Source organism: Shewanella olleyana, assembly GCF_023283825.1.
GTDB classification, from domain to species: domain Bacteria; phylum Pseudomonadota; class Gammaproteobacteria; order Enterobacterales; family Shewanellaceae; genus Shewanella; species Shewanella olleyana.
On record NZ_JAKILD010000026.1, the window covers coordinates 1 to 24174 of the forward strand.

Consider the following 24174-nt stretch of genomic DNA (forward strand, 5'->3'; position numbering starts at 1 on the left):
ATCAACTGAGTAAGAGCCATCTGCACCGACTGCCACATTTTCAATAATAATTTCAGCGCCAGCAATATCGGTGATAACTAAGGTGACTGTGCCACCCGCTGGAATATCCTGGCTGGTACCCGTGATGTCACCTTGGTTAGAGGCGTCGATAACCAGGTCGACAGTCAATTCTGCATCGACTGCATTTAAGTTCTCAGTGTCATTAGCACTTAATGGATTGCCGTTGGAATCGGTTGCGGTTCCTACGACTGTGATGTCACCATCAACCAGAGTTGATAGGTCTACATCATCAACTGAGTAAGTGCCATCTGCACCGACTGCCACATCATTGATAGTGACGAAGTTACCTTCAATATCCGTAATAACCAGCGTGACTGTGCCACCGTCTGGAATATCCTGTGAAGTACCCGTGATGTCGCCTTGGTTAGAGGCGTCGATAACCAGATCGACCGTTAGGGCACCGTCAATAGCATCAATTTCACCAGTATCATTTGCAGTTGCTGTATTTCCTGCAGGATCTGTCACTTCTGCAATTACCGAGTAATCGCCTTCTGCAAGTTCATTTGGTACTTCAACCTGATAGCTGCCGTCTGGGTCAACAATTGCTTCAATGGTTTGCTCAACACCATTACTATCAGTTACAACTAAGGTAACTGTGCTGCCAGGAGCTGCATCAGTTGTTCCTGTTATTAAAGGAGTATTATCACTTGCATCATCAGGTGTGCTAACTGTGATAACTGGCGGGGTTAGATCTATATCGCCGCTGTCTTCCGCAAAGGCACCATTACCAGCACTATCTGAAACGCCAGCTACTGCAGTGTAATCGCCTTCGGCTAATGGCAAAGGAACTTCAACGCTGTAAGTTCCATCTGGGTTTACAATGGTTTCGATTATTTGTTCTTGGCCTGCACTATCAGTGACAATAATTGTGACTGTACTGCCAGGTTCTGCATCTGTTGTACCTGTAATGATTGGTGTTGTATCTGTTGAATTATCAGGTGCACTCACGGTGATCTCTGGAGCCGTTGTGTCTATATCTCCAGTGTCATTAGCACTTGCAGAGTTACCAGCAGGATCTGTAACAACCGCGACGACGATATATTCGCCTTCAGCTAATGGCTCAGCTACATCAACTTCATAACTACCGTCAGGGTTAACAATTGCCTCTAAGACTTGCTCATTGCCTTCATTGTCAGTGACAACGATAGTGACTGTGCTGCCTGGTTCAGCATCTGTTGAACCAGTAATAGTTGGGGTATCATCATTACTATTGTCTGGCGCGATAACCGTGATTACTGGAGGTACGGTATCTAGTAATGCACTATCAGAACCTTCAGGACTTATATTACCGGCACTATCAATAATGGTTGCTACCACTTCAATCGTTTCACCTTCAGCAGGTGCTGGCAGTGTTAAATCTATTGAGCCATTATCAATATCTTCTTGGGTAAGAATAATTTCCTGACCGTTAACAACTAAAGTATCACCGGGCTGTGCACCAGTGGTTGTTAGATCAATCGTTACAGAAACTTCAGTATTACCTGCTAATTCTTCTTCGCTGATAATGCCATCGTTATTAGCATCAGTATTAATAACCACACCAGGAGCGCCATCAGCAACAGGCGTTACCTCGATGGTCAGAGTTGCTGTGACATTGGTATTAGTTGTGTACGTAATAACAGGAACTTGGCCATTCCAATCCGCATTTGGTGTAAATGAATAGCTACCATCGCTATTTAAAACCAACACACCTTCTTCTAAAGTGACTGAGTCACCAGCATTATAGGTTTCGCCATTTACTTCAAAGCTGACAACAGTTAAAACATCGTCAGTGTCTGAATCGTTATCTAATACATTGCCTTCTGCAACCGTGTCTTCTGCTATGACGATTGCGTCATTTTGCGCAATTGTTGGAATATCATAGTCTTCAGTTGAGGTCGCTGTTCCCTTAGCGCCGTTGTCGCCGTAACCATATACTATGCCGTCAATAACAGTGTCTTCGTCATTGACAAGATCCGCCGCGTCTACCTCGACAGAGAATGTGCCGTCAGACTGCATGATAGCTTGGTATTCCTGACCATTTATGGTCAGCATGATAATACCAGTCGTGATTGAAGCATCGGCCGTCACAGTACCTGTAATGGTCACTGTGCCTGTGCTTTCATCTGGCGTAAGTATGTTGTCGCCTGTGACGGGATCGATATCTAGCGAGATGGCGGTATTATCAGGTAAATCATTGTCGTATATACGCAAAGTTGCTTGGGTATCACCTAAAACAGCATTGGTGACATTAGATAAGTTAATCAGCGCAAATTCCGGGCTATCCTCAACAATCAAGTCATCGGTAATAGGCACAGTAATATAAGCGGTTGTCTCGCCAGGAAGGAAAGTGACTGTGCCACTGACATTGGTAAAATCTTCACCAAATAAAGCCGTCAATTCTTCTGAGCTGTAATCAAGAGTAATAGTCTCAGTACTAGGTTCGCTTAAAGTAAGGGTGAATAAAGCAAACTCCATTCCTTCAACAACAACAGCATAATCAATATCAACAATCGGTAAATCCGAGCCTTCACCATCATTATCAAATATGGCGAACTCTAGCTCTTCATCGTAAACATTTTCACCAGATACAACCGCATTGAAATATTCAGTTGGCTCTATGAATGCATCATCAAAAATAGGCACTCTAATTAGGATGCTGTCGTTACCGGCTTCAAGGTTGAAACTAAAAATTGGTCTCGCTAAATCACCACTTGAGTCTATTCCACCAATGGTCATTGTCTGCCACGTAAGACCACCATCATTAGAGTATTCAAGCGGAACTAAGTAATCATCGGCATATTCAGCAATAGGGTATCCAAGTTGTTCACTGAGTAATTCACTAGTGAATGTGATGAACAGTTCTTGATCCGTTTCAAATGTGAGCTCACTGTTTAACGTAAATTGGTTAAAACCTACATCTTCGAGTACATCTGGGATTTCAGCAGATAAGTGCGATTTGTATTGGTCTTGAGTGGCTGAAGTAACGTCTCTGAATACTGTCCAATCTTCTACGCGGTAATCAATACTTAGCCCTTCCAGATCGTATTGAGTAATACCTTCATTTAAGATGATGACATAATTGCCATCTCCCAAATCTTGCAAAGTACCAATATCTTCAAATGCAGCGCTGAGGCGAACATTACTCACTAACAAGTTCTGATCGATTACCTGCTGAGCAACTGCGCCTTCAAGTAAATCATTAGCGGAAAAAGTAATTTGGCCGTCTAATTCGTTATAGTTGTAGGTAATTAGCCCACCTGGAACCTCGAGAGTATCTACCGTACGTTCATCGTGTTCATCTGGTGTTCTATCGCCAGCAATATCATCAATAGTATCTGCGACATGCTCCATTGCGATAGTTTCAAATAGATTCTGTTCATTCTCTTGTCTTTCAGTATCACGAGTAAAAATAATCCCTAGTTCAGCAAGAACCTGTGAAATCATTTCTTTACCGGCAGTGGCGATATTTAGAGGCTGACCTGTGGTTGGGTCAATATAATTTGCTAAGGCTTCATGAACTGATAACAGAATATTGATATTGGTGGCGTAGCTATCTTCAATATTCACCAAACTATTCGTGTTGAGTACCCCATCATCCACACCATCAGTGAGATCGTTGTCCAAGGCTTGTAAAAAAATTGCCATGTTTTCAACGTAATCCATATTAGTGTCGGACAATAATGTCCCAGCAATATCTTGCAAAAATAATATATCGCCTTGAATTACATCGGCACTGAATGTGGCAATGGTTACACCACCAACCATAAAGGTAATAGTGTCACCGGGTAAATATGCAAATGAACCTGGAGCACCGAAATCACCGGTAAAACCAGACAAACCTGAAGAAGTAGTGAAAGAAACACCATTAACAAAGTTATCGGTGAACTGAGCAACATTAAAGTTGTTATTGATTAAGGCATTAACGCCTTCATCACCTAAGGATAAGTTTGCTGTTATTGGGTCTGGAGCTTCAAAAGATGTATCAAATCCTGCCGTCGCTATCGTCTCAGAACCTTCTCGAGCAAGAGAAGCGAAGTCGCTGCCTCCTTCATTCCCCGCTGTTTCACCAGCTGCTGTTTCTGGGAGCTCTTCGGTAGGATTTTCACCTGAAAGAATCAGGGCCTGAAGCGCTTCAATTTCGGCTAATTCTTCTGGGCTCATCTCTGTTGAGAATTGAGCTACAGTATCATCTGTTGAGCTAACTTCTGTTGGGTCTGTAATAGGTTGGTCGCCATTCAAAATAGTGCCATCTTCAAAAGTGACGACAAAAGCTAAACCATCTGCAAAATTGAGTTCTGCACCTGCAGGAATTTTATCCCCAGGAATAATATTTTTGGTTTGATCATTGATGGTAAGTGATACTTCACCATTTGCTGAACTCAAAACACCATTTTTAGTCGTTACAACAGAACTCATATTTAGCTCCAAAACCTTTATTAGCAATGCACTTACAATTAATGCATAAAAAATCACATTGCCATATTTGTCGTTATAAAATTAGCGAGAAACATTAACCGCAATATAACAATTTTAGCGCTATATGTATCGGTGGTCAATTTTTTGACCCGTTTCGAAATGAGGTTAAACTAATGAAAAGATATTAAATTTAACTTTTCCTTGGTAAATCAATACAACTAAGTCATTACTGAGAAATGTTACAGTTTTAATAATAAAGTACGAATTGAAGTGATTACTCCAATTAATCAATTTTTATACGATTCAAACGAGGGTTTAGATCGAAATTGTTAAAAAAAAACCTGCCATTGGCAGGTTTTTGATTTAGTTAATTATTCGGTTTAGTGAATACTATTCAGTTGAATTCGCTGCTTTACGATAATTTTGTAATGCTGCGGTATTTTCACCAAGTTGTTCCTGCATTTGAGCCAATGCTAACCAATATTCACGCTTCGGCGCTATTTCACAGGCTTGTGACCAATGAGTCTTAGCCGATTTAATATCGCGTTTTTGTTGCGCTAACTTAGCTAAACAAATTTGATATTGAGCATCATGCTCGTGGGTTTGTTCAAAGCGGTATAATAATTTTCTTATTTCTTCATCTTCAGCATCAAGCAATAACGGTAATTCAGATAGTATTGCAGGATCAAGTTCAGCTTTAAGGCTTTTAGTAATGAGCTTTAAGGCGTCCTTTTTTCGATTATATTGGCATAGACCACGTGCATAAATAGCAATTAATTTAGCTTGGTTACGTTCAGCCTTACTAAGCCAGTGCCAACACTTCTCTAATTCTTGTTCATTCAGTTTCGTAGCAGCTTTAAGCAATGCTGTATTGGTGAGGTGTTCAATTTTTAAGTATTCTTCTTCAGATACTATTTGACGTTTTTTAATGGCCGGAAGTAGGATTTTCAAAGCTTGCCAGTCATGTTGTAACTGATAAAGATCAAGCGCTAACTTGAGTACAGGTGTCTTACTTTTACTTGTTGGGACTAAGGCATCAAGCTCAGCTCTGGCTTCAATCAGATTGCCCTGTTGGATCAAGTAACGTGTTTTTGAGGTATTTACCGCCGTTTTAGTTAGCGGATCTTTAGCTGCTTCAGCTAAGTATTTGTCACGGGCATCAGTATTAAGTTGGTGATGGGCAGCTCTTGCAGCAGCGAAGAGGTTTAAAGCTGGGAGTTCGCCTTTAGCTGCACCTTTAGCCATGGCTTTCTCAGCATTCGGCCAATCTTCTTCTGCTAAGGCAAGTGCACCTTGCATTGTATATTTCTTGGCAGCCTCTCGGCGCCACCTTTCTGGTAAATAGCGACTATTGATGACGACATTAAGTAGTAAGATCACTAACCACTCAACTAACTGTAATGCGCAGTAAAATAATATTAGCCCTAGGAGTCCGAAAACTAAACTGGTTTCGATTTGGTATTCACCAGCGGCAATATAGACATAACCTGTATTACCGATAATAAAAGGGCTAATACAGAATCCAATAAGGATGATGATTACGTAAGCAAGAATTTTAATCATAGCTGTGGTTCCTCTTCAGGAACCAATGAGCCGAAGGTGATGAGTTGTTGTAACAGCCTAGTAGATTCAAAATTAGTATGTTTAACTTGCTCGATTTCTACGGTAATCAGTGCATCTAAGGCTGTCATTGTTTCCTGAGTTTTTGCTTCATCAAGATCAAAATATTGCTGTATCCAAGTACGAGCAAAACCAATAGATTGACGATAATTCACTTCATCATGTTGGTATAAAGCCAGTTGCGCTTGTAATAGCTTATTACGAATGTTTTCAATTAAATACCATTGTTGATCCGGCGCCAGTAATGGCTCTAAATCAGTTGTGCGCTTGCGAATCGTGATAAAACCATCAGTCACAGAGTGCCATGTTTTAGCAAGATTGCTTTGCCAGTCATCTAATGAATCAGTCATCACATGTTGCTCGGCCAAGTCTTCAGCCGATTGGGCTTTAGCTCGATTGAGAGGTAAATTGTCTAGCTGATTTAAAATACCGTCGATGGTGTAGATGGTACCGGCAACATCAGTGGTTTTAATGGCATTGGTTTTTGCCAAATCATGAGCAAGAGCCCGGCGAATAGGTAATAAAGCCGGATCCTTCATTGCTTCAATGCGATCATCTGCCGAACTTAATAAACTTGCAGCAGTTTTGGGGTCATTTTCAAGCCATAATTTTCGACCTGCCATACGTACTAAATATTCTGCTTCAGATGCCATCCAATGGTTTGGATTTCGCTGAGCAATCGTTGCCACACGCTCTTGCAGCTGCTGATGTGATTTGGCTAACTGATTTTGTTGCTGATAAGCCAAAGTATCGTTTTGTTGTTGAATTTCTAATTCAGCAATGCGCCTTTTAGGTTCAATCAGTGCGTCAGTCACTTCATTGCTGATAGCTTGGGTTTGTTGATATTGAGTCTGAAGCTCTAGTTTTTGGCTTTCTAGTTCAATAAATAACAAGTAGCTAATACCAATACCACATAGTGCGATAACAAGACAAAACAGAATGCTTAACCTAACCCACCATGAGCTTTTGCGGCTTTGGGATACCGTTACATCGTCGTTGGAAGATGAGTTTGCTTCAACTGTCGATGCTGTTTGATTGGTAGAATGAGTTGTATTTTTAGTGCTAGATGCCGTGCTCTTTTCAAGCTCAGTTGAAGACTCAACCTCGTTATTCACTGATTCAACGGCGGAATCCTTAGTATTTGAATGACTTGAATCTTGCTTATTATTTTCCATGAGCTGTCCTTGAGTGCCTAGCGTGGTTAATGACTAGTGCGACCATTTACTGCGCGACATAAATATCGAGTGATAGGGTACAAGTCTGGCAGGATTAAACAATATCGCAAATAGCTGACTTTGCTTTATTGATTAAAGAGATAACGCTTGTAAAACAGCTTCAGTATTCGCGCCATTAGCATTGGTGACGTGACAAAATCCAGCCGTTTTCGCCCTTTGTTCCACTCGGTGACTAGGGACTATGATATGACATGATTGCAACCATGCAAATAACTCTTTTGGCACAAGATTAATTAGATTCACAAGGACTTCGCCGCTAGTGACTACGATTGTGTCAATCTTAGCGGTTTGCCATTGGCTGCAAACGCTTTGTGGATCTAGCTTTGGCATAACTCTTTGGTAAACTTCCCAATAGTTAACCTTGGCTTGTCTTAATGTTAATTGCTCCGCAATAGTTTCTCTACCACCAACGCCTCTGATAATGACAATTTGTTGATTTCTTATCTCAGCTAATGAGTTAAGAGACAACAGACCTTCGCTATCTTGACTATCTTGTGGGGCTACTTCAGCGTGAATATTAAATTGACGAAGAGCATCAGCGGTCGCTTGTCCTACCGCATAATATCGGCATTCTGGAAAACGATTATTGAGTGATAAAGCTGCAAAATGAACCGCATTGGTACTAATAAAAATAATGCAGTCAGATGTTGATAGTTGATGAGCATCTATAGGGAAATGAGTTGGAGCAACAGCCAGTAAAGGTGTGACAATACAGTCGACGCCTTTACTTTTTAACTGTTGCACCATCGCTTGATTACGCCCTTCAGGGCGCGTTAGCAAGACTTTCATATTTTGACTTGGCCTGATTACTTGTTGTAAACAGCGTCTAAAATAGTTTTAGCGCCACGGCTTAATAAATCTTCAGCCAGTGCTTCGCCTAATGCAACTGCATCAGTTTTAGGGCCAGAAACAGCACCTTCGATAACTTGGCTTCCATCAGGGTTACCGACCAAGCCACGTAAGCTTAACGTGTCACCATCGATTTCAGCATACGCACCGATTGGTACCTGACAGCCACCTTCAAGGCGGGTATTCATTGCACGCTCAGCTAATACACGGTAGCGAGTCTCTAAATGCTCAAGTGGAGCGAGTAGGGCTTTTACGCGTTCGTCATTCATACGACATTCAATACCTACAGCGCCTTGGCCGTTAGCGGGTAGAGAATCTTCAGCAGAGATAAAGCTAGCAATACGTTCATCTAACTTAAGGCGAATTAGACCAGCAGCTGCAAGAATAATGGCATCGTAGTCGCCACTATCTAGCTTAGCTAAACGAGTACCAACGTTGCCGCGCAAGTCTTTGATGACAAGATCTGGACGAGCTGCACGTATTTGACACTGACGACGCAAACTAGAAGTACCAACAACAGCACCTTGTGGTAGTTCCGCAATCGTTTTGTAAGTATTAGAAACAAATGCATCACGCGGATCTTCACGTTCACAGATAACCTGTAAACCTAATCCTTCTGGAAAATCTACTGGTACATCCTTCATTGAATGAACAGCGATATCAGCGCGATCTTCAAGCATGGCAACTTCAAGTTCTTTAACGAATAAACCTTTACCACCCACTTTAGCCAGAGGCGTATCTAAAATAACGTCTCCTTTAGTGCTCATTGGTAAAAGTTCAACAGTTAAACCTGAATGAATACGTTCAAGCTCAGCTTTAACGAATTCAGCTTGCCACATAGCCAGTGGACTTTTACGAGTAGCGATACGAATAACATTTTGAGACATGCCAGAGAGTTCCATCGATAGACTTAATTGCGACAATGCTAACATTGCCTGTTGGCTTATGTAACAAACCGATAGCGATTGTTTGAACTATGCACATAAATTTTTTGTGACGTAGATCTCATTTACTGGCGTATTTTAATAAAAGTGATAACATGAAAAAGTTATTACTAATGAATCTAACGCTAATTTAAGCAAGTCATTAGGTGTAAAGCGAGTTCAAATTAGCCGTAAGGTGATAGTACAAGGATGGAAGCCTTGATAGAGAAAGTAAGTGGCTCAACCGAAATAGCAAATCAGCTCAACCTTGTTCGCTATGAACGAGTTCAATCTTTGTTGTCACCGAAACAGCAAAAGCTTTTTGACCTCATTGCTTACCTTATTCAACATCATCATCCACAATTGCCAGGTGGCAATTCGGCATTAACGCCTTTTGGTATTAATCAATTTCAAGACTCTGACAAAACGAATCTAGCCTGCGATATATTCAAATTACCTAAGTTAACTTCAAACGCCGCTGAGCCATGCGCTTTTGAAGGTGTTTATTCAATGGGTAGTACAGCAAGTTTTGGCCAGAACCCCAAAAGTGATGTTGATGTATGGCTGGTTTACAAAGCGAACTTGAGTAATGCAGATTTAACCCTAATAACAGAAAAAACCACTGCATTAACCCAATGGTTTGCCTCTTTTGATTTTGAAGTTAACTTTTACTTAGTTCACCCGCTGCAATTTCGTGAGTGCAGTGCCTTTGAAAATTGTTATAGCTCACTGGGTGAAGAGCATAGCGGTAGCACTCAGCATTGGCTGTTACTTGAAGAGTTTTATCGCTCGCATATTCGCCTCGCTGGCAAAACTGTAGCTTGGTGGCCAAATTCAAAACAAGATGAATCAACTTTGTTTTTGGGTGATGTGCAAACCATGCCCGCCACTGAATACTTTGGCGCGTCATTGTGGCAACTATATAAAGGTTTAAATAAACCTCATAAAGCACTTCTGAAAGTATTATTGCTCGAAACCTATGCCGCAGATTATCCAGAGTCGAATTTTATTACTGCCCAAATTTGGCAGCAATGTGAGCAAGGCGATTTTTCAGAATCAAATGACGCTTATTTGATTTTATATCAACGTATTGAAAACTACTTACTCAGCAAGCGTGATATTAGGCGATTAGAGATTGTTCGCCGCTGTTTTTACCTTAAATGTGGCGTTAATTTAACGAATGCATGTGTCGGCAGCGATTGGCGCCGAAATAAAATGCAGCAGTTAGCCAATGATTGGAATTGGCCGCCCAGCTTATTAGAAACACTAGACAACAGTCAGCATTGGCACTCTGGCCAATTAAAGTGGTTTAACAAGCAACTTAATGAGCTGCTGTTAATCAGTTATCGCACTCTATTGGAGTTCGCTTCAAAGCAAGCATTAAGTGACAGATTCAGAGTTGAAGAGCTCGGTATGCTGGCACGTAAATTACATACTTATTTTAGTGACGATGAACATCAGTTATTACCTTTAAATAAGTTATGGAGTCGGTCAGTGTTTGAACCCAACATGACCATTATTCATAGCATTAAAGAGTCGCGATATTATCTTTATCGTCAGCCGCTTAAATCTGGGCAGTTGTTAGGTGAGTCATCGATCATTAAAGCGGATACGCCTACAGCGCTGATTGCTTGGTCGGCAATGAATGGCATTTCTACCAATGATACCTTATGGCAAGAATATGGTCGTAAGAAACACCGCTCAAGTGTGTTAACTGATTTAGCCTGTCGTTTAGTTCCTTTAATGGCAGCGCCAAGTAAAGTCTCGAAAGCAGAGTTGTGTCAGCCATATTTCTATAAAAAAGTCATTGTGGTGGCGAATGTTGATGGCGATCCGACTCAGAAATGGCAAGGCCAAGAAATTATGGTCGATTATATGAATGGCAATGTTTTTTCATTAGGGAAAAAGCAGCAAAACATGCTTTCAACAATCGAGTTAATTTGTCTCAATAGTTGGGGAGAGTGGCAATGTCATCGATTTAAAGGTGAACAAGGGTTATTGGACGCGCTGGCATTTACTGCTTTGGGCTTAAAAGGGATGCCTGAGCAAGTTGATATTCAGATTGTTGTTTGCGCTGAACGCCTCAAAAAACAAATCAACGACGCTTTATTAGCCATGTTTAATTTGTGCGTTAGATATTGTCATCAAGCAAGAGCGTCATCGGCGTTGATGCATCCCGTTGAGCTGTCTGATAAACGTTATGGATTGTTTTTTAACTCAATGGGCCTAGTTTATAAAGAGCTAACAGGGAATGAGGTAAAAGTTGCACCGATAAAAGTTAAGCGATTTAAAAAACCAGAATTAACAGCACCAACTGCAGTGTTAAAGAAAGATCCTTATCGAAGTATCCCTAGCGTGATCAAATTATATATTTCGAAAGGGGCAAAACAGTACTTCCTAAGACAACGTCCAGATGCACTAGATGTATTTATTATTGATGAATCGAATCAATTAATGCATCAAATTTTTGATGATATGACCATGAAAGAGCTGGTTGAAAAAGAAAGTCATAGTTTTGCGTTTGAGCGAGACGAGTCATCACTGCATTATTTTAATATGCCGCAGTTTTTTAAATTAGAAAGGATTGATGGTGAGTTGACCGTAGTGCCATTTGGGATCGCGATAAATGAATTGAGTTCAGATATTTAAACTCAATTCATTGTCGGTTTTGCCTTATCGCTATCTGTTATAAAAAATTACGTTTTACAGACTAAGATTATAGTGAGAGTGCAATACCGCTTTGCTTGGTGATAGCATCAATAACAAAAGGCATAAATTCACTGTTGTTGCGCTCATCAAACCATTTGCCGTCAACAAAAGCGAAATGATAACCACCAGTGCGACTGGCTATCCATAACTCATGTAAAGGCTCTTGTTTGTTGATGACAATTTGCGAACCATCTTCAAATTCTAACTGCAGTACATTACCGCTTGCGAAGATATCGACATCGGCATCTTGCTCATCAATGGCGGTCTCGATGGCATTTTCTATCTTGTTGAACATCACATCTGCCAATTGATGGAATTCAGTATCTGTCATAGCCATGTATTTCTATCCTTGTACTTCCTAGGTTATGAATGCGATTATAAGGCTATAACTCCCCAGATGCATAGATGTTGAGAAAAATGAGACTGTTTTTATTAGTAATGCTTGCTAGCCTATTCGTTATTGGCTGTGGACAACAAGGCCCATTATATAAATCACCTGACGTAGAAACTAATCAGGAAGAGCGAAAATCGCAAGAGCCTACTAGTGAACAAACCCAACAAGAAGCTCAAGAGCAGTCTCAAGAGTCGACATAAAAAATACAAAAGAATTTAAAGGAATCGCATTTTGGATCATTTTACATACCAACAAGATCAACTTTTTGCTGAAGGCTGCTCTGTTGCTGAACTTGCTCGTACCCATGGCACACCGTTATATATTTATTCGCGCGCGACCTTAGAGCGTCATTGGAACGCTTTTGATAATGCGGTTGCCGATCATCCTCATCTTATTTGTTATGCGGTTAAAGCGAACTCAAACCTAGCAGTATTAAATGTACTGGCTCGATTAGGCAGTGGTTTTGATATTGTTTCAGGTGGTGAACTTGCTCGCGTTATCGCTGCAGGCGGCGACCCTAAAAAAGTGGTGTTTTCTGGCGTAGGTAAAACAACCGCAGAAATGGAGCAGGCTTTAAACACCGGTATTTACTGCTTTAATGTCGAATCAAGCGCTGAGCTTGAGTTATTGAATGAAGTGGCGGGTAAATTAGGCAAGGTTGCCCCAATTTCACTTAGGGTTAATCCTGATGTTGATGCAGGGACACATCCTTATATTTCTACCGGTTTGAAAGAAAATAAGTTTGGTATTGCCATGGATGAAGCTGAGCAAGTATTTGCTCGCGCACATGCTTTACCGAATTTAGCTGTTAAAGGTGTTGATTGTCATATTGGTTCTCAACTGACTGAAATGCAGCCTTTTTTAGATGCTATGGACCGTATGTTGGCACTTATTGATCGATTAGCGGGCAATGGCATCGAAATTAAGCATTTTGATGTTGGAGGTGGCTTAGGCGTGCCTTATGATGATGAAACACCACCACATCCAGATGTTTACGCTGCGGCATTACTTGAACGCTTAGGTGACCGCCCACTTAAATTAATCTTTGAGCCAGGCCGTGCTATTGCAGCTAATGCAGGCATCTTCGTCACGGAAGTGTTATCACTGAAAGAAAACAGCGATAAACGTTTTGCGATTGTTGATGGCGCGATGAATGACTTAATCCGTCCAGCATTATACAGTGCTTGGCAAAACATCATTCCAGTACAGCTTACTTCAGCACCAAGTTATGAATATGACGTTGTAGGCCCTGTATGTGAAACCGGTGACTTTTTAGGTAAAAACCGTCAGCTGAATGTACAAGCAGGTGACTTATTGGCTGTGCGCTCAAGTGGCGCTTACGGTTTCGTGATGGCGTCCAATTACAACTCTCGCCCGAAACCTGCAGAAGTGATGGTTGATAAAGATCAAAACCAAGTCATACGTGAGCGTGAAAAGCTTGAGCAATTGTGGCAAGGTGAGCATTTACTGCCTTAAGAGTGACAGTGCTTTTTTAAGTAGCGGTTAGTTTATTTTTTAGTTCGATAAGGGAAACTCTTTTGATCCACTTCACCAAGATGCATGGTCTGGGTAACGATTTTATGGTGGTTGATGGCGTAACACAAAACGTGTTCTTTTCGCCTGATCAAATTCGCCGTTTGGCCGACCGTAATTTCGGTATTGGTTTTGACCAACTATTGTTAGTTGAGCCGCCATACGATCCCGATTTAGATTTCCATTATCGAATTTTTAATGCCGATGGCGGAGAAGTAGAGCAATGCGGCAATGGCGCGCGTTGCTTTGCACGCTTTGTTCGTAACAAAGGCTTAATCAATAAATATAAAATTCGAGTCAGTACCAGCTCGGGTAAAATGACCTTACGACTTGAGCGCGACGGTAACGTCACCGTTAATATGGGTGTGCCGGTAACTGAGCCAGGTAAAATTCCTTTTCGTGCCAAGCGCCCAGAAAAAACCTATTTATTGCAAACCCCTAAACAAACGTTTTTGTGTGGTGCTATTTCAATGGGTAATCCTCATTGTGTGCTTGATGTGGATGATGTTGATACCGCTGAAGTTGAAGAAATAGGCCAAATGCTGACTAAACATGAACGCTTCCCTAAAGGCGTTAATGTGGGCTTTATGCAGGTTGTTGATCGTGGCCATATCAAATTGCGGGTTTATGAACGCGGCGCTGCTGAAACACTGGCTTGTGGCACTGGTGCATGCGCTGCTGTGGCTATCGGAATTATGCAAAATAAATTAGACAGACAGGTGAAAGTAGATTTACCGGGTGGCCGCTTGACCATTAACTGGGAAGGTGAAGGAAAACCATTATGGATGACTGGGCCTGCAGAACATGTATTTGATGGACAAATCCAGTTATGAGCGACGCAATCATTACCAAGAAACTATTAGCTGAAAATGCACAATCAGCAGCTTCGTTAGGCACAAATCTAGAGATGGAAGATCTTCCGCTAGATGAGCTCATGATCCGTGAATACTTGCTCGACAATCCTGAGTTTTTTAATCGTTACCCTGAGCTTTTAGTGGCGATGCGTTTAACGCACCATGAGCGAGGTTCAGTATCTTTAGTTGAGCGCAGTCAAGAAATGCTCCGTGGTCGCGTCTCTCAGCTTGAAGAAGAAATTACTTCTTTAATGAAAATTGCTACAGAGAACGAAAAAATATTTCGCTTTAATAGCGATTTATCGATGAAACTTCTTAAGTGCGAAGATTTAGGCCAACTCAGACAAGTTTTAACTGAAAAGCTAAAAAGCCAATTTGGTTTTACTCATGTGAGGCTTATAACTGTTCACGATATTGATAGTGAGCTGGCTAAAATTTGGCGACAACGCATTCAGCAAGGGTTTTACTTTGGCCGTCTTACTCAGTCAGAATCAAAACGTCTATTTGGCTCAGAGGTTGGCTCAGTTGCATTAACTAAGTTATCTGATGAAAATGGCCAAGTGATTTTTGGTGTTGCTTCTGCTGATGCCGCCCATTTTCATCCAAGTATGGATCATCTTTTTTTCCAGCAAATTCGTGACTCGTTAGATCATATGCTGCCAAAGTTTTAATTCACAGCTTGGATAAAAAGAGTCATACCCGTATTGAGTGACCATAAGCGCTTACAATAAAGGAGTTAGAAATGGCACAACGCAGTTGGCTAGCTACTTTTGAGCGCTACCTCAGTTCTGAGAAGCAATTATCAGCACACACAGTGCGAAATTATCGTTATGAGCTACAACGCGCAGCTGAGATTATTTTCGATTTACCCAAAGGGGCCTCATTAGATCCCCATAATGAGCGTTGGCTCAGTGTCTCTCGTGATCAATTGCAAGCCGTATTAGCCAAGTTACACCGAAAGGGCTTAAGCCCGCGTTCATTGTCTTTATGTCTGTCTTCGCTCAAACAATTCTTTGAATTTTTAATCCGTGAACAAGCGATTAAGGTTAATCCTGCTAAAACCCTTAATGCCCCGAAACAAGCGAAACCATTACCAAAGAACATGGACTTAGACGCTGTTACCCACTTATTGGACATCAACGCAGATGACCCGCTAAGTAAACGTGATAAAGCAATAATGGAATTGTTTTACTCTAGTGGGTTACGGTTAGCTGAACTTGCGAGCTTAGATATTAATGATATCGACTTCAGCCAAAGCGAAGTAAAAGTCATGGGTAAAGGCAGTAAACAACGAGTCGTCCCCATTGGTAAAATGGCCATAGAGGCAATAAATACTTGGTGTGAGTGCCGCGCTGATTTAGCCAAAGTCGAGGCGGGTGATGCGTTATTTGTTAGCCAAAAAGGGACACGTTTATCTCATCGTAGTATTCAATTACGTATGAAGAAATGGGGCCAAGAGCAATCTTTATCTGCAAAAGTTCACCCGCATAAATTGCGACATTCCTTTGCAACGCATATGCTTGAATCAAGTGCAGATTTAAGAGCAGTGCAAGAATTATTGGGACATGCGAACTTATCCACCACCCAAATCTATACCAGTCTCGATTTTCAGCACTTGGCAAAAGTCTACGATGGCGCTCATCCTAGAGCGAAAAAAGCCAAGGGGAAATAATGAAACAATATTTGCGACTTCGGCCCTTTAAGGCCATCAGCTTTGATTTAGACGATACTTTGTACCATAACGCGCCGCACATTATTAAAGCGGAATCTGCGTTGTCTTTGTTTATGCAAGAACAGTTTAATGTCCCTGATAACTGGGGGAACACCCAATGGCGAGAGTTAAAGGCAAAGGTCATTGCAGTGCATGAGGAACTTGCTCACGACACCACTGCAGCACGTTACGAAGTGCTACGCCAGGCGCTAATTCAATGGGGTTACACTGAAATTGAAGCCAGCCAAGGGGCACAACAAGGCTTAGAGTGTTTTTGCTTTCACCGTAGCGATTTTACCGTTGATGAAACAGTACTAAATCTACTTAAAGCCTTAGGTCAGCACTATCCGCTAGTGGGTATTACTAACGGTAACGTAGATTCGCGCCGAGTGGGATTAAGTGAAGTGTTAGAGTTTGTTGTTCATCCAGGTCACGGAGTAAGGATGAAACCTTACAGCGATTTATTTGACTTGAGTTGCCAGCATCTTGAAATAGAACACCGCGATTTACTCCATATTGGCGATCATCCCATCAGCGATGTACTAGGCGCGAGGGCTGCGGGTTGCCAAAGCTTGTGGTTGAACCTTAATGCCGCTAATCACCAACAAGCTCGCCATATTTTGCCTCATATCGAAGTAGATTCACTGAGAGAAATTGAGCAGTTTATCTAATAATTATAAGTGCTTATGTATTGATAATAAGATGTGAAATATAATAACATAATGCGGTTGAATTTTATCGAGTTCTCATTAAATCAAGGAAGAATATGAAAGTTTTTATTTCAACTGCGCTGTTTGTCGGCCTGTTATCTGCGTGTACCATCAAACAAGATGTCAATCCTGTAGAAATGAATAATACAGCTGAAGTCTGTATTGTGGAAAATAGGAGTGTCAGGGAAGGGTTTTTAGCTGAAATGGAAAAAGTCTTCACAGATAAGCAAATCAATTATCGAGTGGTAGATTCACTGACAATAGCAAATGGTTGTGATTATGCAGCAACCTATACTGCCAATTGGCGTTGGGATTTAGCACTTTATATGGTGTATGCGGAAATTAAAGTATACCAACAAGGTAGTTTAGATGGTGAAGCCATTTATGATGCCCGAAGTGGTGGTGGGAATATGAATAAGTTTATTGATGCAGAACCCAAAATTCGTGAGCTTATTGAGCAGCTCATCCAACAAAAGCAAAATGCAGGAGTATGGAAGAGCCTTAAATTGGATCATGTTTCGCCTAGTCGTCAACTGACCGCAATTTAGAATCAATAGCTTAATTAAAAGTGCACCCATGTGGTGCATTTTTTGTTTAAAAAAGGCTCTGCTGGGGGAAGCAAGAGCCGAGGACTTGATGAAGTAAATTGTTATAGCTATTTCAAAGACGGTATGGGTTAAATTGCCAGCGCTTTAGGAAACAGTAATTCGTTTTCTGTATGAATATGGACTTGTAAATCAGCATCAAATTCTGCCAAAGTTTCATAGCATTTTTGCCAAGTGCTACATACGCCTTCAGGGATTTCATAGTTATTGGTTAATTCCCTTAGCTGCTTTAACACAGTGCCAGCATGGTCATGCTCGTGCTCCATTGCATTAATTGGATTGCCAATATCCCCAAAGCAGCCATTAACTTCTTCACCTGCGGCAAGGCGGCGCATCGCCGGAAATAAAATCTGTTCTTCTTTCATTAAATGCGGCATCAAGTCAGCGATTAATGCACCAATTAGCATGGCTAACGGTTTAATTTCAGCATGGTCTTCACCGTGGGCTTGTACCATTATTTGGGAGTACTCAACTAAAAGTGGCGCGGTTTCACGAACGTATTGATGATGGGTTGCTTCAAGGTAATCGATCAAAGCTGGAATTGGTAAGGCTTGTAATTGCTCAAAAATAGCTGATGACATGTTGACTCCAAAAGATGCAATTAATTCAATACATATATTTTAAATACATCTTTTGTTGGGGCAATCAAATCTATAGCTAAATGCTAACTAGATCACAAAACATCAACTGAAATATCTCTTACTGAGTACAAGATTGCTCAGCTCGCAAAGGAGTCGAGAGTATCTGTGAGTTCAGTTTTTGGTGCGATAGCATTCCACCGACTCGTAGTAATGAGCCTTGATGGCATATTAAGCCGCGATGATCCATGCTTGGTGTGGTTAACTGAATCGGCTTAAGCCATTGCATACTGGTAAAATCAAAGGTGTATTGTTGATTGTTTGGCTCACTAGGTTCGCCGTTATAGCCTATACCGCTGTAGTTATAAGGATTATTACTCCCCCCAATAAAGACAGCTTGCCCGCCATTTTCATGTTTTATTCCAGTTGCAGCCATACGGTAATGTGCCACAGGGGTTACGTCTGATACAGGCTGACTTTTCTGAGTTTTAGCCACAGTCTGAGTATTAGCCACTGTCTGAGTGTCAGTCACTGAGTAGTGAGGCAATAATTGCCAGCTTATACGCAAATGGTTGTCAGGGTTCACTTCGCCATACAAGCAAACGGGTGATGACTGATAGTTACGACGTTTGCCAATATTGGCTTGTACTTTTACTCCATCGCATAAGACGATTTTATTATCAGTCATTGCAACAGCTTGGCCAAAAACTGCGGGTGCAGGGATAGGACTTGCTTGATCCCAAGTGTCTGTTTGCGTGTCGTATACTTGGACTAAATTGACGTTGCCATCGTTATGCCAGCCGCCAAATAAATAGATATAGCGCTGTTGATAGATACTGGCAGAAGTATCATCAACGGCCACAGGCATATCTGCGATGCGTTGGTATTGATTGGTTATCACATCAAAACGATAGTTGTCGACAGTGCTGATTTCTTCATGGTTTTTAGCAACGGTATAGCCGCCGAAAACGTAAGCTTTATCTTTAAGTCCAATGGCGATTGAAGCCAAGCGACCAGCTAAAGGGGCTACAAAGGGTAAAGCTTTCATTGGTTGCCATTGTGAGTCAGGGTTAGAAAGGTTAACGCCCCAGACTTTGTTATGCACCGCTTGGTAATCTTTCCCATCTGCCAGTCCGGTAAAACTTAATAAGTAATCACCTTTTACTGTGCTTACTTTAGCAACCGCGTTATTGGACACGCCTTCAGGTAAAGCGGGGTAGCTTGCATTTGCAGGTGCAATAAACATGCTTGTTGCTGAAACAAAAGCAACAGCGCCCAGTTGCAGTTGGCTAAATCGACTCATTCTCAATCCTTTTTAATTCTTATCTCTATTATTTTTATTCTATTTTTAGTCATGCACATTTAAACACATTTGACCCGTAAGCAGTAAATCAAACCGGGCTTCTGTTGGTTGAAATTGTTGATATCGTTAAGTGAAGTTTGGATGCAATTTAGCGAAGGTGTTGTTAAATCTTGGAAGTTTGAGGTAAGTTAGCATGTGCTGATGTGACAAGTTAGCTGATTTACTTGAATAAAGAGTGTACCACACGCCATAAAGAACAATAAAAATAGGCAAGCTTTGACTTTGAACCCTAAAAGAACATTTAAGAAAATCTCTTCTGCTCAGTTTGTTCATCGCTGGCTCATGTTGATATTTGCCATCCCTCTAGTCATTTGGGGCTTTACTGGGAGCTACTTTGTGTTGATGGATATGGGCTTTATTCGTAGCGACCATATAGTCGTTGAGCAAACCGATAAAGTATCAGCATCTTCCGTGTCTTATCCCATAATGCAGGTCTATCAGGATTTTCCTGAGGCTAAAAAAGTCACCCTAAAATCACTGCTGCAGCAAACTGTATATCAAATTAACCTGCCAGGTGAGTCAGTATTAATTAGTGCGCAATCTGGCATGCAATTGGATGCTATTTCTGAGCAACAAGCAAAGACGATAGCCCACACTTTACAGCATCAAGGCGCAATTTCACCTTCTGCAAGTATCGCAACTGCAAATTTACTCACTTCGAAAGCCCCATCTGAGTTAGCTTCAAGATATTTACCCGTCTGGCAGCTGGTATTTGATGACATGGCTAAATCGACTTTATACATTTCCGCGCAAACTGGATCGGTGGTGACAAAGCGTCATGAATATTGGCGTTGGTTCGATTTGTTTTGGAAATGGCACATCATGGATTATGACGACGGTGAAACCATCGATAACGCTTTACTGTTCTATAGCGCGATTGGATCTTTCATTGCTGTGTTTTCTGGCGTTATTCTGCTGTGGCAGCGCCGTAAGAGGTATAGCTAATGAAAACTAAAAAGATAAAACGTTGGCTAAAGGTTTGTCACTATTGGCTGGGAGCAATTGTTGGTATTCAATTATTAATCTGGCTAGGGACTGGGATTTATTTCAATATCACGCCAAGTGAAAACCTCAAAGGCAGCCATTATTATCGCAGTATAGCGCCGCTCGATTTAACTTCATTTAGCAGCCATGATTTAGAGCCATTATCCTCAATTCTTGAGCGATTTAAACCGATGGAGCAGGTGAGTACTATCGTGCTTAATAACCGGCCGGTGTATTTACTCGATGAGCAAGTGCAGCGCTATCAACACAATTGCCAACAGCAAGTATTGGTCGATGCTTATAGCGGCAAAGAAGTCCTTATTGATGCCGACTTGGCTGAATCAATCGCTTTGCAAAGTTATACAGGTTCAGGCGAGATAAAGAGTCATAGGCAATTATCTACACGTTTTAAAGAGTGGCCCAAAGAATGTAATCCACTGTGGCAAGTCAGCATTAATGATGATTTGAATACCCGAATTTACATTAATGGCGTTAATGGACGATTGGTTGGCCATAAAAATGACCACACTGATTTAGCCGATTTGATGTTTAAGCTGCACTTTATGGATTATTCACATCAAGGCAGTTTTAATAACCCGTTTAGCTGGGTATTTGGATTAATGATGCTGTTATTGTCTTTATCTGGTGTGTATTGGGTGATTGAGAACCTTGTGATGAAGCGATATCGATTTAAGCTTAAGAAGTAATTTGAGTTGGTAAAACTGATTTGAGTAACAAAAAGACTGTTTATCAAATAGAAAAATCCGCAGCCTTGGCAAGCTTACGGATTTATTATTTTTTGCTTTAAAGTGTTACATCATTACTTATTCTGTCAGTTGTTTGGTTCCACAAATAGTTTCTTGACGGACTGTTTATCTAAGCTACTCACCTTTGATGCAATTGGTTTAGAGTTAAGTGCTGGTGTTGTAGTGTTGGTTTGCATAGAGCCTAAATCTTGAGAATTTTTCCAAGCTTCTCCCCACTCACTTAGATCAATAGTAGAAACATAGTTGACTCTCGGAGGAATGATAGTGTAGCGCTCAGCATCTTCTAGAACTCCGTCCCCATTCATATCTACATGCCAATTTGAGTATTCAATTACGATCATACGACCAGATTCTGAATCAACTGAAACGACTTCCCACTCTCGATGGCGTGTTCTCAAAATATAATCTTGCGAAATAAGGAGGTCAACTTTATTCCCGGCACTTGTCCATGCACCTTCTAGGAAACCTAACTCAAACATTGGTTTATCAGTGTTCTGTTGCAGCGTATTGCTCCAGTCGCCAGGTTCCAACCCATAGATCCCATGATTAAAAGTACCATCTGCTTTAAATAGGCGCCCCCAGATACCACTAACAGCAAGTTGATCGCCATCCCAATATGAAGGTTGGTAGGCATTGATATTTGATAGTGACATTTCAGGAAGTTCTGTCACCAGTTGGTTTCCAACGACGAAGTCGCTAGCCGTGTGTTTGACCATTCGTTCAGAAGTAGAGTATTGGAATGCGTTCCCTTGATACTTGGAGACTAAAACTAGGTACTCATCACCCATATTCGCATATGGTAGATATTCAAAGTGGGTATCGCCATTTTTCAACTTCAGCACTTCATCGCTGAGTGTTATAACGAAAGACTGTTCACCGATTTGGCTTTGGGCTTGGCCGTTGTTAATGGTAAAGATGTCAGCTTTTACCCCAGAGACAGGGTTGGCATCATACTCGTCTGTAGAGTGGTTATAGTTTGGGAAGCCTAAAAACTCACTTTCGATTGGGAGTACCCATTTGCCGTTAAAGTCTTCAAGGGTGAATCCCGCAAATTGATTTTCGTAAGTGTGCTGAAGTATCTGTTGTGATTGGTTCGTCATCGTTACTTTAGGATTGTCACCTACCCATGAGAACTGCTCGGGCATTTCGATACTCACTTCTTCAGTAGCGTCGATGTTAACTTGGTAAGAGTAGTCATTAGCTTGAAGTAGTGTGATGACGTCGCTGGTGGCACGAAAGTTTAGTGCTATTTGACTGTCGTAATATAGTCCTTGGTCGTGTGCGGTGACAAACGCTTGAACGACTTCATCAGAGAATCCATATCGCTCCTTAAGATCTGTGTATGGGTACTGAAAGGATTCGTATGATACATGGCTTTTGTTGTCGTACTGAAGCATTGCCTTGCCGTTTTCGATTGACCATTCAAAACCTTTGGCAATCGGTAGTTCGTTGTCGGAGAAGTAGCTCTTGCTGTACAGCGAGCCACTGCCGCTGGCATTGAAATTGATGCTGTCACCACTAAACTCCAACCAACCAGGCTGAGCGCCAACAAGCCAGGTCATTGATTTGTCCATGAACATTTCATTGCTGAAGCTATCAACAACCTTTGGATCAGCTAGTGTTTGTTCAATGGCTTCTTCTAGCGCTTGTGAGTAGGCTTCTGTTGGGTTGCCGCTTTCATCAAGCAATTCGTTATCAGTCAGGTACTTTTTGATGGTCTGCTGCGTGTCCATCTTTTCGTCACTCAACAAGCTAACGGTGGTTTCTCCTTCAGGGATATCAAAGGCGCTATTGTCCACCAGCAACTTAATGAAACCGGCAGTTTCAAGGATCTGTTCTGCAGGAGCAGATTCAAGTACCGCTTTAAATTCTTCAGATGATGTGAATTTTGTTTTTCCGTTTCGATTCATTGCAATTAAGTAAGCGGCTGTCGATAAGTGTGTGGCGTTAAGTGCTTTGGTCTGTTCAGTACCAATTATACGCTGATCATCAAGCTGTTTTAGTAAAGCCCCCGTTTGGCCAACAATAGAAATGAGCTCAACATTTTGTTGTTCGTTTTCAGCTGAGCCCATCGCGGTGATTTTAATCATTTCATCAAGGTTATTGATGGTCAGAGGTAGCGAGTAGTTGCCTTCTACATCAGCTGTTGCCATGTGGCTTTCGCCGCCTAATGAAACGGTTACTTCAGCGTTAGCAATAGGGTTATCGGTCACTTGGCCAGAGATGGTCATGGTGTGATTAACCGTGACTGAGACATCACCAGTTGCCGTATTAGTGCCATCAGTAAGTTCATAAGTAAACGAAGCAACTCCTGTGGTGTCTTCTTCCGGCGTATAAACCAGCTTGTTGTCTACTATTTCAACACTACCAAAATCGAGTTCTGAAGCAGAAGTGATAGTAAGACCATTGCCACTGTTATCGGTGTCATTGGCCAGCACATCGAGTGTTACTGCTAGGTTGTTTTGGGCAATTCCTATATCGGAAATTGCAGTTGGTGAAGGTATAGGTGTTGGAGTTGGCTTGGGAGTTTCTGAAGTAGAGTCAGAGCCACCGCAGCCAACAAGAAGAGCTGCTGCGATAAAAGTAAGGGTAAATTTTTTCATGATTTCCTTAAGAGTTACATTCCATTGTAAATATCGAACAATAGTGGTTAACCTATTGTTGTTAATGGAATGTACAAGACTTTTGGCTTATGTGCAAACCTTGCTTAAGGAGTGTTTGCTGGGGGATACAACTGCATCTTTTTGTTAGTTGCTACCTTAGCAATCTATCTTTTTTTACATTAGCCAAGCATGGCTGAAGATTGAAGAGGTTTTGTAAGGTTCTGTATTATCGGGTTTTAATGAAAATGTTAACAATTATGTGTAAGTGGCGTAGTAGT

18 protein-coding genes and 1 pseudogene are annotated in these 24174 nt (G+C 41.4%); 10 read left to right on the top strand and 9 right to left on the bottom strand.

Features of this window, described 5'->3' with window-relative positions:
- The 5 genes from L2735_RS16655 to hemC form a co-directional block, all read right to left on the bottom strand.
- On the bottom strand, positions 1-4458 hold a 4458-nt coding region (locus L2735_RS16655; RefSeq protein ID WP_248985777.1), incomplete at its 3' end, for a retention module-containing protein.
- Between the two features lie 390 nt (positions 4459-4848).
- The gene (locus tag L2735_RS16660) at positions 4849-6021 is read right to left on the bottom strand and encodes a heme biosynthesis HemY N-terminal domain-containing protein (RefSeq protein ID WP_248985778.1); all 1173 of its coding nucleotides are present in this window, start codon (positions 6019-6021) and stop codon (positions 4849-4851) included.
- Positions 6018-7253, bottom strand: coding sequence for a uroporphyrinogen-III C-methyltransferase (locus L2735_RS16665; protein ID WP_248985779.1), 1236 nt, complete (start codon positions 7251-7253; stop codon positions 6018-6020). Before L2735_RS16665 ends, L2735_RS16660 begins: the two co-directional genes overlap by 4 nt.
- Positions 7254-7385: 132 nt before the next feature.
- Positions 7386-8102 (bottom strand): uroporphyrinogen-III synthase, encoded by a 717-nt coding sequence (locus L2735_RS16670; RefSeq protein ID WP_248985780.1) that lies wholly within the window; start codon positions 8100-8102, stop codon positions 7386-7388.
- Between the two features lie 17 nt (positions 8103-8119).
- A complete protein-coding gene (gene hemC, locus L2735_RS16675; protein ID WP_248985814.1) occupies positions 8120-9049 on the bottom strand; it encodes a hydroxymethylbilane synthase in 930 nt (309 codons plus the stop codon).
- A gap of 246 nt (positions 9050-9295) precedes the next feature.
- Between hemC and L2735_RS16680 the strand changes: the two genes are divergently transcribed.
- Positions 9296-11734, top strand: coding sequence for a class I adenylate cyclase (locus L2735_RS16680; RefSeq protein WP_248985781.1), 2439 nt, complete (start codon positions 9296-9298; stop codon positions 11732-11734).
- A 67-nt stretch (positions 11735-11801) separates the two neighbouring features.
- Here the strand turns inward: L2735_RS16680 and cyaY are convergent, their stop codons facing one another.
- The gene (cyaY, locus tag L2735_RS16685) at positions 11802-12131 is read right to left on the bottom strand and encodes an iron donor protein CyaY (RefSeq protein ID WP_248985782.1); all 330 of its coding nucleotides are present in this window, start codon (positions 12129-12131) and stop codon (positions 11802-11804) included.
- Positions 12132-12211: 80 nt separating this feature from the next.
- Here cyaY and lptM point away from each other — a divergent pair, with 80 nt between their 5' ends.
- The 7 genes from lptM to L2735_RS16720 all read left to right on the top strand — a co-directional run bounded on the left by lptM (position 12212) and on the right by L2735_RS16720 (position 17544).
- On the top strand, positions 12212-12388 hold the full coding sequence (lptM, locus tag L2735_RS16690) for an LPS translocon maturation chaperone LptM (protein ID WP_428848326.1): 177 nt from the start codon (positions 12212-12214) through the stop codon (positions 12386-12388).
- Positions 12389-12419: 31 nt separating this feature from the next.
- Positions 12420-13664 carry a diaminopimelate decarboxylase gene (gene lysA, locus L2735_RS16695; RefSeq protein ID WP_248985784.1) on the top strand — a complete coding sequence of 415 codons (1245 nt, stop codon included), beginning with the start codon at positions 12420-12422 and terminating at the stop codon, positions 13662-13664.
- A gap of 62 nt (positions 13665-13726) precedes the next feature.
- Positions 13727-14554, top strand: a complete 828-nt coding sequence (gene dapF / locus L2735_RS16700) for a diaminopimelate epimerase (protein WP_248985785.1) — start codon at positions 13727-13729, stop codon at positions 14552-14554.
- 74 nt (positions 14555-14628) lie between these two features.
- Entirely contained in the window at positions 14629-15246 is a 618-nt protein-coding gene (locus L2735_RS16705) for a DUF484 family protein (protein WP_248985815.1), read from the top strand.
- Between the two features lie 71 nt (positions 15247-15317).
- Positions 15318-16247 (top strand): tyrosine recombinase XerC, encoded by a 930-nt coding sequence (gene xerC, locus L2735_RS16710; RefSeq protein ID WP_248985786.1) that lies wholly within the window; start codon positions 15318-15320, stop codon positions 16245-16247.
- A complete protein-coding gene (locus tag L2735_RS16715; protein WP_248985787.1) occupies positions 16247-16957 on the top strand; it encodes an HAD-IA family hydrolase in 711 nt (236 codons plus the stop codon). Before xerC ends, L2735_RS16715 begins: the two co-directional genes overlap by 1 nt.
- Before the next feature lie 95 nt (positions 16958-17052).
- Positions 17053-17544, top strand: coding sequence for an Sbal_3080 family lipoprotein (locus L2735_RS16720; RefSeq protein ID WP_248985788.1), 492 nt, complete (start codon positions 17053-17055; stop codon positions 17542-17544).
- 128 nt (positions 17545-17672) lie between these two features.
- On the opposite strand, the pseudogene L2735_RS16725 reads toward L2735_RS16720, so the two are convergent.
- A pseudogene (locus L2735_RS16725) lies at positions 17673-18164 on the bottom strand (hemerythrin domain-containing protein); the annotation flags it as partial.
- A gap of 136 nt (positions 18165-18300) precedes the next feature.
- Positions 18301-19482, bottom strand: a complete 1182-nt coding sequence (locus L2735_RS16730) for a Kelch repeat-containing protein (RefSeq protein WP_248985789.1) — start codon at positions 19480-19482, stop codon at positions 18301-18303.
- A 276-nt stretch (positions 19483-19758) separates the two neighbouring features.
- Here L2735_RS16730 and L2735_RS16735 point away from each other — a divergent pair, with 276 nt between their 5' ends.
- Both L2735_RS16735 and L2735_RS16740 read left to right on the top strand, forming a co-directional pair.
- The gene (locus L2735_RS16735) at positions 19759-20487 is read left to right on the top strand and encodes a PepSY domain-containing protein (protein WP_248985790.1); all 729 of its coding nucleotides are present in this window, start codon (positions 19759-19761) and stop codon (positions 20485-20487) included.
- On the top strand, positions 20487-21233 hold the full coding sequence (locus L2735_RS16740; RefSeq protein WP_248985791.1) for a peptidase: 747 nt from the start codon (positions 20487-20489) through the stop codon (positions 21231-21233). The genes L2735_RS16735 and L2735_RS16740 overlap by 1 nt, the downstream gene beginning before the upstream one ends.
- Positions 21234-21358: 125 nt before the next feature.
- Here L2735_RS16740 and L2735_RS16745 read toward each other — a convergent pair whose 3' ends face one another.
- Positions 21359-23896: an Ig-like domain-containing protein gene (locus L2735_RS16745; protein ID WP_248985792.1), complete on the bottom strand. Its 2538-nt coding sequence runs from the start codon at positions 23894-23896 to the stop codon at positions 21359-21361.
- Positions 23897-24174 lie beyond the last annotated feature (278 nt).

Excerpts from the sequence above, each read along its gene's own strand:
- L2735_RS16660 (WP_248985778.1), bottom strand. The coding sequence starts at position 6,021 with ATGATTAAAATTCTTGCTTACGTAATCATCATCCTTATTGGATTCTGT.
- L2735_RS16665 (WP_248985779.1), bottom strand. The coding sequence starts at position 7,253 with ATGGAAAATAATAAGCAAGATTCAAGTCATTCAAATACTAAGGATTCC.
- L2735_RS16670 (WP_248985780.1), bottom strand. The coding sequence starts at position 8,102 with ATGAAAGTCTTGCTAACGCGCCCTGAAGGGCGTAATCAAGCGATGGTG.
- hemC (WP_248985814.1), bottom strand. The coding sequence starts at position 9,049 with ATGTCTCAAAATGTTATTCGTATCGCTACTCGTAAAAGTCCACTGGCT.
- L2735_RS16680 (WP_248985781.1), top strand. The coding sequence starts at position 9,296 with ATGGAAGCCTTGATAGAGAAAGTAAGTGGCTCAACCGAAATAGCAAAT.
- cyaY (WP_248985782.1), bottom strand. The coding sequence starts at position 12,131 with ATGGCTATGACAGATACTGAATTCCATCAATTGGCAGATGTGATGTTC.
- lptM (WP_428848326.1), top strand. The coding sequence starts at position 12,212 with ATGAGACTGTTTTTATTAGTAATGCTTGCTAGCCTATTCGTTATTGGC.
- L2735_RS16705 (WP_248985815.1), top strand. The coding sequence starts at position 14,629 with ATGGAAGATCTTCCGCTAGATGAGCTCATGATCCGTGAATACTTGCTC.
- xerC (WP_248985786.1), top strand. The coding sequence starts at position 15,318 with ATGGCACAACGCAGTTGGCTAGCTACTTTTGAGCGCTACCTCAGTTCT.
- L2735_RS16715 (WP_248985787.1), top strand. The coding sequence starts at position 16,247 with ATGAAACAATATTTGCGACTTCGGCCCTTTAAGGCCATCAGCTTTGAT.
- L2735_RS16720 (WP_248985788.1), top strand. The coding sequence starts at position 17,053 with ATGAAAGTTTTTATTTCAACTGCGCTGTTTGTCGGCCTGTTATCTGCG.
- L2735_RS16730 (WP_248985789.1), bottom strand. The coding sequence starts at position 19,482 with ATGAGTCGATTTAGCCAACTGCAACTGGGCGCTGTTGCTTTTGTTTCA.
- L2735_RS16740 (WP_248985791.1), top strand. The coding sequence starts at position 20,487 with ATGAAAACTAAAAAGATAAAACGTTGGCTAAAGGTTTGTCACTATTGG.
- L2735_RS16745 (WP_248985792.1), bottom strand. The coding sequence starts at position 23,896 with ATGAAAAAATTTACCCTTACTTTTATCGCAGCAGCTCTTCTTGTTGGC.